Source organism: Candidatus Bathyarchaeota archaeon, assembly GCA_026014725.1.
Taxonomy (GTDB): Archaea; Thermoproteota; Bathyarchaeia; order Bathyarchaeales; family Bathycorpusculaceae; genus Bathycorpusculum.
On sequence record JAOZHV010000030.1, the window covers coordinates 1 to 1,238 of the forward strand.

The following is a 1,238-nucleotide window of genomic DNA, read 5'->3' on the forward strand; positions in this document are numbered from 1 at the left end:
ACTATGTATTTCATGCCTTCGGCGTCGCCGAGCTGGTCCAGCCACTTGAGTGCTTCGCGGACTTTCTGCAGCGTTATGAGGCGGTCTTGGTGGCTGCGCACAGCGTTTTCTAAGGCGGTTAGTTCGTGGAATGGGTTGGCGTCTAGAACGATGTTTAGGTTGCCGACGTTTACTTCGCTTGGGTTTTCGTTTTGGTTTTTTTTGCCTGCGAGTTTCATGACGACTTCGCGGACTTTTTTTGATTTTTCCGCCAGCTTGCGTATGTCGTCTAGGCGTCGTAGGTATTCGCCGAGTGCGCTTTTGGAGTCGGCTATTTCTTTGTCTAGGGTTTCAGCTATGTCTTTGGCTGAAGTGTATTCTTTTATTTTTGTTACCATGTCGTGTTTTGCACCTCTAAACGGCTAACTAGAGAAGGGGAAAGTAGATAGAGCGTTTGCTCACTCTTGCCCTTGTGTGTTTCGAAGCAAAATAAAGAAAGGGGAAATTTATGCGCCTACTGCGTTGTACAGGAACGTGGTGCCTTTTGCGGAGACTAGTTTGACTTGATAAGTGTCGCCAGTCTTCCAATCCCAATAGAATTGAAGGGTGCAACCTTTAGCGTTGGCAGGAACTGTTTGATCAGGTATAGGGGTGCCATCGCTTAATGCATATGTAAGGTTTCCTGCTGGTATCTGCAGACCATTGAGCCATACTTGGTCAATTTTTACACCAGTTGTGCCAGTGTTGCTTATAGTGTAAGTAATGTTTTTTACAGCGTTAGGTTGGAATGTTGCACTTGTTACGGTTAGTTGTTCTGTTTGCATGAATCCTGTGCTGAGTGCGCCCATCCATACTGCTACGGCGATGCTGACTGCGACTGTGACGGCGATGAGTATGATTGATGCGACTACGGGGCTTAGGGCTTTCACGCTTCGTCTGAAGCTTTTCATTTTTAGTTTCTTCCCTCCTATGTTAAATTACGGTTATGTCATTGGAAAGACCAATTTAAATATTATGACTTAATACACCATATTGACTATATGCACAACACAACTACAACAAAACAACAAAAACCCGCCAAACCAACATCTACAAAAACGTCAAAAAAGAAAATGTAGAACAGTTCAGCGCAAATACGCCTGAAACTGCCACCTAAGCATCCAAAGCATCAAAGAACTCGAGAAGAAGCTTCGCCACTTTCTCACCCAACTCAGTAATCAAATAATACCGCTTCAACGGGTCAATCCGCTCGCTCTTAG

2 protein-coding genes are annotated in these 1,238 nt (G+C 44.8%); both read right to left on the reverse strand.

The features are described from left to right. A partial coding sequence (locus NWE95_06895) for a hypothetical protein (GenBank protein ID MCW4003620.1) occupies positions 1–377 on the reverse strand: 377 nt, incomplete at its 3' end. Between the two features lie 108 nt (positions 378–485). Then, positions 486–929: a hypothetical protein gene (locus NWE95_06900; GenBank protein MCW4003621.1), complete on the reverse strand. Its 444-nt coding sequence runs from the start codon at positions 927–929 to the stop codon at positions 486–488. Positions 930–1,238: the final 309 nt, after the last annotated feature.

What these genes read in the sequence shown, in the direction of transcription:
- NWE95_06900 (MCW4003621.1), bottom strand. Translation starts at nt 929, where the DNA reads ATGAAAAGCTTCAGACGAAGCGTGAAAGCCCTAAGCCCCGTAGTCGCA.